The sequence below is a fragment of the Streptomyces sp. rh34 genome, assembly GCF_002551245.1.
GTDB lineage: Bacteria > Actinomycetota > Actinomycetes > Streptomycetales > Streptomycetaceae > Streptomyces.
In genome coordinates, this window is record NZ_NTGZ01000310.1 from 1 (window position 1) to 7,940 (window position 7,940).

The 7,940-nt window shown below is 74.0% G+C and carries 7 protein-coding genes; all 7 read right to left on the reverse strand.

From position 1 onward, the window contains the following. A partial coding sequence (locus CR470_RS33435; RefSeq protein WP_107489523.1) for a sensor histidine kinase occupies positions 1-1,068 on the reverse strand: 1,068 nt, incomplete at its 3' end. 121 nt (positions 1,069-1,189) lie between these two features. After that, positions 1,190-1,810 carry a DUF4291 domain-containing protein gene (locus CR470_RS33440; RefSeq protein ID WP_097871208.1) on the reverse strand — a complete coding sequence of 207 codons (621 nt, stop codon included), beginning with the start codon at positions 1,808-1,810 and terminating at the stop codon, positions 1,190-1,192. 115 nt (positions 1,811-1,925) lie between these two features. After that, positions 1,926-3,428, reverse strand: coding sequence for a CoA-acylating methylmalonate-semialdehyde dehydrogenase (gene mmsA, locus CR470_RS33445; RefSeq protein WP_097871209.1), 1,503 nt, complete (start codon positions 3,426-3,428; stop codon positions 1,926-1,928). Positions 3,429-3,486: 58 nt separating this feature from the next. Further along, entirely contained in the window at positions 3,487-5,472 is a 1,986-nt protein-coding gene (gene iolD, locus CR470_RS33450) for a 3D-(3,5/4)-trihydroxycyclohexane-1,2-dione acylhydrolase (decyclizing) (protein ID WP_097871210.1), read from the reverse strand. Continuing rightward, a complete protein-coding gene (iolB, locus tag CR470_RS33455) occupies positions 5,469-6,380 on the reverse strand; it encodes a 5-deoxy-glucuronate isomerase (protein ID WP_097871211.1) in 912 nt (303 codons plus the stop codon). The genes iolD and iolB overlap by 4 nt, the downstream gene beginning before the upstream one ends. Beyond that, positions 6,377-7,288: a Cgl0159 family (beta/alpha)8-fold protein gene (locus CR470_RS33460; RefSeq protein WP_097871212.1), complete on the reverse strand. Its 912-nt coding sequence runs from the start codon at positions 7,286-7,288 to the stop codon at positions 6,377-6,379. The genes iolB and CR470_RS33460 overlap by 4 nt, the downstream gene beginning before the upstream one ends. Further along, on the reverse strand, positions 7,285-7,940 hold a 656-nt coding region (locus CR470_RS33465), incomplete at its 5' end, for a PfkB family carbohydrate kinase (RefSeq protein ID WP_257139004.1). The genes CR470_RS33460 and CR470_RS33465, both read right to left, overlap by 4 nt.

Sequence of the window (7,940 nt, forward strand, 5' to 3'; positions counted from 1 at the left end):
AGATGTGTATAAGAGACAGCGCCGGTACCCCGCGGGCACGGAACTCGCCCCCCGGCCGGCGGGCCGGGGCGCGGGCTGCGCGGCGGCGTGGTGGGGCAGCCGGGCGGCGACGGTGAAGCCGCCGTCCCGGGGGCCGTGGTCGAGGATGCCGCCGACGAGCCGGACGCGCTCGTCCAGCCCGATGAGGCCGCGGCCCCCGTGCCCGGCGGGTCCACGGTCCTCGTGCCCGGCGCCTCCTCGGCCGCCCCCGTGCCGGGCCGACGGGCCTGCCGGGGCCCCGTTGCGGACCGCCACCCGGGTCTCGGTCGCCGTGTGCGAGAGCTCGACGCTCACGGACGCGCCGGGCGCGTGCTTGGCCGCGTTGGTCAGGCCTTCCTGCACGACCCGGTGCGCGGCGCGTTCGACGGCGGGCGGCAGGCCCGCCACCTCTCCGGCCACCGTCAGTTCGACGGCGAGCCCGGAGGCGGCCGCGTCACCGACGAGCCGGGGGATGTCGGAGTCCCGCGGCCCCTGCGGCGGGCCCTCGCTCTCCTCGCGGAGGACGCCGATCACCTCACCGAGGCGTTCCACCGCCGCCCCGGCCCTGCCGCGGATGTCCTGGGCGGCCCGCCGGTGCCGCTCGTCCAGGCCGGGCGCCAGCTTCAGTGCCCCGGCCGACAGGGCGATCAGGCTGAGGTCGTGGCCCAGCACGTCGTGCATGTCCCGGGCGATCCGGGCCCGCTCCAGCAGCCTCGCCTGCTCGGCGATCAACTGCCGCTCCCGCTCCAGATGTTCGGCCCTCTCCCAGCCCGCCCTGACCAACTCCCGGTACTGACGTGAGAACCGCCCCACGAACCAGGGCACCAGCACGGCCAGGACGACCACCGCCACGAACTGCGTCCCGAGAGCGAGCAGCGACGGCATCACGGCCACCGCCACCGCCCCGGCCACGAGCACCGCGGTCAGGACCAGGACGAGCGTTCTGCCGCGCCCGGGGCCCCTCCCCGCGACGAACGCGGCGACCGCGGTCGGCAGGCCCCACCACCACCCGACCAGGCTCAGCGCGCCGAAGGCCGCCGCCGCGGGCACCAGCAGGCCTCCCGGGTCCGCCCACCAGGGGCCGGGCCCACGAGGGGTCCTGTTCATGAGGGAAAGGCTGTTCACGAGGGAGAGGCTACGGAGACCGGGAGCCTTCCGGCACTGCCGAAAGTCACATGTCCGGCGTCGGGGAGGCGCCCCGCACCGGCCGGGGTACGGCGAGGCCGAGCGGTGTCTCCACGGGCAGCAGGGCCGCGGCCCTCTCCCTCTCCCCCGCCCGGACCGTCGCGTGCACCTCGCGGGCCAGCGGGGTCACGTCGCGGACGGACACCGTCCACTCGTCGGCGTACCGCCGGGCGGCCTCGCCGCTCAGCCCGAGCTGGAGGGAACGGTACGGGAGCGGGTTCAGGTCGAGGTCGCGTTCGGGGTCCCACTGGACCCGGGCGGGCGCGGCCCGCAGGCTCCGCTGCCAGGCCGCCCGGTCGGTGTGCACGCCGCGTACGTAGTGGGAGAGTTCGGCGTGCGCGAGGGCCCATTCCAGGCCGGTCCGGTCGATCTCGACGGCGAGGACGACCTCCTGGCCTTCCTTCGTGCCCCATCCGCAGCGGTACATCATCCACAGGAAGCTGGGCTTGATCCAGGTCATCCGGTCCCGCTTCCACTCCTCAGGAAACCGTCCGTCGCGCGCGGCGGGCAGCCCGAGGGCGGGCCGGTACGCCTGGTACACGGTGACGCTCGACGCGGTGTGCCGGGCGCGGATCTCGTAACGGGGCGGGAGGATCGGGGCGTTCATGGGTCACAGGATGCGGGGCGGGGCGGTGGCCCGGCATCCGCTTTTCGCGGGGTGGCGGTCCCCGCCCGCGCGCCGCAGCGGGCGGGGACCGGTGAGAACGGTGGGGGGGCGGTCCTCAGTGGTTGCGCGGGAAGCCGAGGTCGACGCCCGCCGGGGCGTCGGCCGGGTCGGGCCAGCGGGTGGTGACGACCTTGCCGCGCGTGTAGAAGTGCACACCGTCGTTGCCGTAGATGTGGTGGTCGCCGAAGAGCGAGTCCTTCCAGCCGCCGAAGGAGTGGTAGCCCACCGGGACCGGGATCGGGACGTTGACGCCGACCATGCCGGCCTCGACCTCCAGCTGGAAGCGGCGGGCCGCGCCGCCGTCGCGGGTGAAGATCGCGGTGCCGTTGCCGAACGGCGAGGCGTTCATGAGGGCGACGCCGTCCTCGTACGTGTCGACGCGGAGCACGCACAGCACCGGGCCGAAGATCTCGTCCCGGTACGCGTCGGAGTCGGTGGAGACCCTGTCCAGGAGGGACAGGCCGATCCAATGGCCGTCCTCGAAGCCCTCGACGGTGTGGCCGGTGCCGTCCAGGACGACCTCGGCGCCCTGGGCGGCGGCGCCCGTGACGTAGGAGGCGACCTTGTCGCGGTGGGCGGCGGTGATCAGGGGGCCCATCTCGGAGGCGGGGTCGTTGCCGGGGCCGATCGTGATCTTCTCGGCGCGCTCACGGATCTTCGCGACCAGTTCGTCGCCGATCGCGCCGACCGCGACGACGGCGGAGATCGCCATGCAACGTTCGCCGGCGGAGCCGTACGCCGCCGAGACCGCCGCGTCGGCGGCCGCGTCCAGGTCGGCGTCCGGGAGGACGAGCATGTGGTTCTTCGCGCCGCCCAGCGCCTGCACCCGCTTGCCGTTGGCGGAGGCGGTGGCGTGGATGTGGCGGGCGATGGGGGTGGAGCCGACGAAGGAGACGGCGGCCACGTCGGGGTGGTTCAGCAGGCCGTCGACGGCGACCTTGTCGCCGTGCAGGACGTTGAGGACGCCGTCCGGAAGACCGGCCTCCGATGCCAGCTCGGCCAGCAGGTTGGCGGCCGAGGGGTCCTTCTCGCTGGGCTTCAGCACGAACGTGTTGCCGCAGGCGATGGCCAGCGGGAACATCCACATCGGCACCATGGCCGGGAAGTTGAACGGCGTGATGCCCGCGACGACGCCCAGGGACTGGCGGATCGAGGAGACGTCGACCCGGTTGGACACCTGCGTGGACAGCTCGCCCTTGAGCTGGGTGGTGATCCCGCACGCCAGCTCGACGATCTCCAGACCGCGGGCGACCTCGCCGAGCGCGTCCGAGTGCACCTTGCCGTGCTCGGCGGTGATCAGCGCGGCGATGTCGTCGCGGTGGGCGTCGAGCAGCGCGCGGTAGCGGAAGAGGACGGTGGTGCGCTGGGCGAGCGAGGAGGTGCCCCACGTCGCGTACGCGGCCTTCGCCGCCGCCACGGCCGCGTCGACCTCCTCCACGGAGGCGAGCGCGACCTGCGTGGTGACGGCGCCGGTGGCCGGGTCCGTGACGGGACCGTACTGGCCCGACGTGCCCTCCACTGTCTTGCCGCCGATCCAGTGGTTGACGGTCTTCGTCATGACGTACTCCTTCAGGCTTCCGGCCGCTCGGGCAGGTTCGGGCGGGTTCAGGCAGGCTTCACAGATGGCGGCGTCGGGCGGCGGCCTGCCGGTCGTACTCCTCCCGGGCCTTGACCGCCGCCGGTCGGCTCGCGGTTTCGGCTACCGGAACATCCCACCACGCCTGTGCCGGAGGGGGGCCCGACACTGTGTCGGGCGTTTCGGTCTCGACGTAGACACAAGTGGGGCCCTTCGCGTCACGGGCCTCGGAGAGGGCTTCGCGCAGGTCGGCGACGGTGATGGCGCGCAGGACACGCATGCCGAGGGAGGCCGCGTTGGCGGCCAGGTCGACGGGGAGCGGCGGGCCGGTGAAGCCGCCGTCGGCGTCCCGGTGGCGGTAGGCCGTGCCGAAGCGTTCGGCGCCGACCGACTCGGAGAGGCCGCCGATGGAGGCGTATCCGTGGTTCTGGAGGACGACCAGCTTGAGGGGCAGGTTCTCCTGGACGGCGGTGACGATCTCGGTGGGGTTCATCAGGTACGTGCCGTCGCCGACGAGCGCCCAGACGGGGCGGCGCGGCGTTCGGGCTTCCGCGGCGAGCAGGACGCCGATCGCGGCCGGGATCTCGTAGCCCATGCAGGAGTAGCCGTACTCGACGTGGTACTGGTCGCGGGAGCGGGTGCGCCAGAGCTTGTGGAGGTCGCCGGGGAGGGAGCCCGCGGCGTTGATGAGGATGTCGTCCTCGGTGACCAGGGCGTCCAGGAGGCCGAGGACCTGGGTCTGGGTGGGGCGTGCGGTGGGGTCGGGGGTGGCGAAGGACGCCTCGACCCGTTCCTCCCACGCTTCCTTCGCGCCGGTGTACTCCGTCTCGTACGCCGGGTCGACCCGGTAGCCGCGTCCGGCGAGCGCCGCCGTGAGCGCCTCCAGCCCCGCGCGGGCGTCCGCGACCAGCGGGAGGGCGGCCAGTTTGTGGGCGTCGAAGCCGGTGATGTTGAGGTGGAGGAAGCGGACGGCGGGATCGGCGAAGAGCGTGCCGGAGGCGGTGGTGAAGTCGGAGAAGCGGGTGCCGATACCGATCACCAGGTCGGCGGTGCGGGCGAGTTCGTCGGCGGTGGCGGTGCCGGTGTGGCCGATGCCGCCGACGTCGGCCGGGTGGTCGTGGCGGAGTGCGCCCTTGCCCGCCTGGGTGGAGGCGACCGGGATGCGGGTCGCGGCGGTGAACGCGGCGAGCGTCTCCTCGGCGGCGCTGTGCCGGACCCCGCCGCCCGCGACGATCAGGGGGCGGCGGGCGGAGCGCACCGCCCGTACGGCGGCTTCCAGTTCGTGGGCGTCGGGGGCGGGCCTGCGGACGTGCCAGTCGCGCTCGGCGAAGAACTCCTGGGGCCAGTCGTACGCCTCCGCCTGCACGTCCTGCGGCAGCGCGAGCGTGACGGCCCCGGTCCCGGCGGGGTCGGCGAGGACCCGCATCGCCTGGAGGGCCGCCGGAATCAGTGCCTCCGGGCGGGTGATCCGGTCGAAGTAGCGCGAGACCGGGCGCAGACAGTCGTTGACCGAGACATCGCCCGCGTACTCCACTTCGAGCTGCTGGAGCACGGGGTCGGCGGGCCGGGTCGCGAAGGTGTCGCCGGGCAGGAGGAGGACGGGCAGGCGGTTGATCGTCGCGAGGGCGGCCCCGGTGACGAGGTTGGTGGCCCCCGGGCCGATGGACGTGGTCACCGCGTGCGCGGAGAGCCGCCCCGACTGGCGGGCGTACCCGACGGCCGCGTGCACCATGGCCTGTTCGTTGCGGCCCTGGAGGTAGGGCATACGGTGCGCGGGCCCGTTCCCGCCGCCGTTCCCGCCGCCGTTCCCGTCGCCGCCCGCTTCGACGAGTGCCTGGCCGATGCCGGCGACGTTGCCGTGGCCGAAGATGCCCCAGGTGGCGCTGATGAGCCGCTGTCGGTGGCCGTCGCGCTCGGTGTACTGCCGGGCCAGGAAGGCGACCAGGGCCTGAGCGGTGGTCAGCCGGCGGGTGGGGCCGTGGGGGGTCGCGGGACTCGTCGGGCCGGCGGGACTCGTCGGGCTCAAGGCGTTACCTCCGGGCCGGGCGCCGGATGCGCCGTGTAGAGCGGGAGTCTGGCGTCGATCGGCTCCTCCCGCCAGGTGTCACGGATCCATCGGTGGTCGGGATGGTCGCGGATCAGCCAGGCGCGCTCCTCCCCCGGCCCGGCCATCACGTTCAGGTAGTACAGCGTCCGGCCGGGCGGGGCGATGGACGGGCCGTGCCAGCCGTCGGGGATGAGGACGGTGTCGCCGCCGCGCACCTCGGCGAGGACGTCCGTACCGCCGTCGCGCGAGGGGGAGACCCGGTGGTAGCCGATCCCGCCGTCCGCCACCTCGAAGTAGTAGATCTCCTCCAGTTCGCACTCCTCGCCCGGCACGTGCTCGTCGTGCTTGTGGGGCGGGTACGAGGACCAGTTGCCGCCGGGGGTGAGCACCTCGACCGCGATCAGCCGGTCGCAGTCGAAGGTGTCGGCGGCGGCGAAGTTGTTCACCTGGCGCGAGCAGGTCCCGGAGCCGCGCAGCTCGACGGGTACCTCCGGCGCGGGGCCGTAGCGAGCGGGGAGTCGTCGCTCGCACTTCGCTCCTGCCAGGGCGAAGCGGCCACCTGCGCCGGAGGCGATCTGTGCGTGGGAGTCGCGCGGTACGTAGGCGAAGTCGGAGACCCCGCTGAACACGCTCTCCCGGCCCAGCAGTTCAAAGGTCTCGCCTGCCGTACGCACCGTACAGGCACCGGCCAACGGCAGGACGATCCATTCACTACCGCCGGTGTCGAGCGTGTGAACACCGCCCGGTTCCAGCTCCAGCACCCGCAGCGCCGAACGGTCCCAGCCGGCCCGTTCGGGATCGATGTCGACGGCGTACGCCCCGCGCGCGGCGCTGCCGGCCGGCAGGTGGTACGGATGGTCCCGCTCCAGCGGGTGGTGCGTCGTCATGGCCCCTCCCTACCCGTACCGAGCAGTGATACGGCGGTGTCGACGGCGCGCGTCACGTCGCCGTCGACCGGGTAGAGCAGCGAGCGCCCCACGACCAGCCCCCGCACGGTGGGCAGCCGCAACGCGTCCCGCCATTTCCCGTACGCGGCGTCCTGGTCGTCGCCGACCTCGCCGCCGAGCAGGACGGCGGGCAGGGTGGAGGCCTCCATCGCCCGGGCCATGGCGTCGGGGTCGTCGGTGACGGGGACCTTCAGCCAGGTGTACGCGGAGGTCCCGGCGAGGCCCGACGCGATGGCGATGGAGGTCGCCACGGCGGCGGCGCCGAGATCGTTGCGGAGGCGGCCGTCGACGCGGCGGCAGAGGAACGGCTCGACGAAGACGGGCAGCCGGTGGGCCGCCATCGCGTCGACGGTCCGGGCGGCGGTGTGCAGGGTCTCCAGCGAACCGGGGTCGTCGTGGTCGATGCGCAGCAGCAGCTTCCCCGCGTCGAACCCGTGGCGGACCAGGTCGTCCGGGCGGTAGCCGGTGAACCGGTCGTCGAGCTCGAACGCGGCGCCGGCCAGCCCGCCGCGGTTCATCGAGCCCATCACGACCTTGTCCTCCAGCGCGCCCAGCAGGAGGAGGTCGTCCAGGACGTCTGCGGAGGCGAGCACTCCGTCGACCCCGGGGCGGGAGAGGGCGAGGCAGAGCCGCTCCAGCAGCTCGAAGCGGTTGGCCATGGCGAGGGCCCGGTCCCCCACGGCGAGCGCGCCGCGCGCGGGGTGGTCCGCCGCGATGACCATCAACCGGTCGCCGGGGTGACGGATCAGCCGCCGCCGCTTCCGTCGCGCGGCGGCCTCGGCGACGGCTTCGGGGCGCTCGGCGCGCAGCCGCACGAGTTCGGAGAGGGAGGGCGCGAGAGGCGTCATGAGCCCGCTCCGGTCGGAGGGTTCGCCGGAGCGCCGGGGTCGGCTGGATCGGCTCGGTCGGCGGGAGCGGCTGGATCGGCTCGGTCGGCTCGGTCGGCCGCCCCATGGGGGTCGGCCGTGACGGCTCCGGCCGCGAGGGCCCTTACGACCTCGTCCGGGAACGGCATCGCTGACGAGCAGGCGAGCCGGGAGGCGACGATGGCTCCGGCCGCGTTCGCGTACCGCACGATGCGGTCGAGGGGCCACCCGGCGAGCAGTCCGTGGCAGAGCGCACCCCCGAACGCGTCGCCCGCGCCGAGGCCGTTGACCACCTCCACCGGCAGGGGCGGGCAGTCGGCGGTGGTGCCGTCGCGGTGGACGGCGAGCACACCTTTCGGGCCCTGTTTGACGACCGCGAGCTCCACCCCGGCCGCGAGCAGGGCGCGGGCGGCGGCGTACGGTTCGCGTTCGCCGGTCGCGATCGCGCACTCGTCGATGTTGCCCACGGCGACCGTGACATGGGCCAGCGCCTCGCGGTACCGCGCAGGAGCCTCGGCGCTGTCGTCGCCCCCGTCCCAGAACATGGGCCGCCAGTCGAGGTCGAAGACGGTCGCCGTACGCGGCGCACCGGCGGGGCGGGAGCCGGCCGGGCGGGCGTCGCGCGCCGCGAGGG

What these genes read in the sequence shown, in the direction of transcription:
- CR470_RS33440 (WP_097871208.1), bottom strand. Translation starts at nt 1,810, where the DNA reads ATGAACGCCCCGATCCTCCCGCCCCGTTACGAGATCCGCGCCCGGCAC.
- mmsA (WP_097871209.1), bottom strand. Translation starts at nt 3,428, where the DNA reads ATGACGAAGACCGTCAACCACTGGATCGGCGGCAAGACAGTGGAGGGC.
- iolB (WP_097871211.1), bottom strand. Translation starts at nt 6,380, where the DNA reads ATGACGACGCACCACCCGCTGGAGCGGGACCATCCGTACCACCTGCCG.
- CR470_RS33460 (WP_097871212.1), bottom strand. Translation starts at nt 7,288, where the DNA reads ATGACGCCTCTCGCGCCCTCCCTCTCCGAACTCGTGCGGCTGCGCGCC.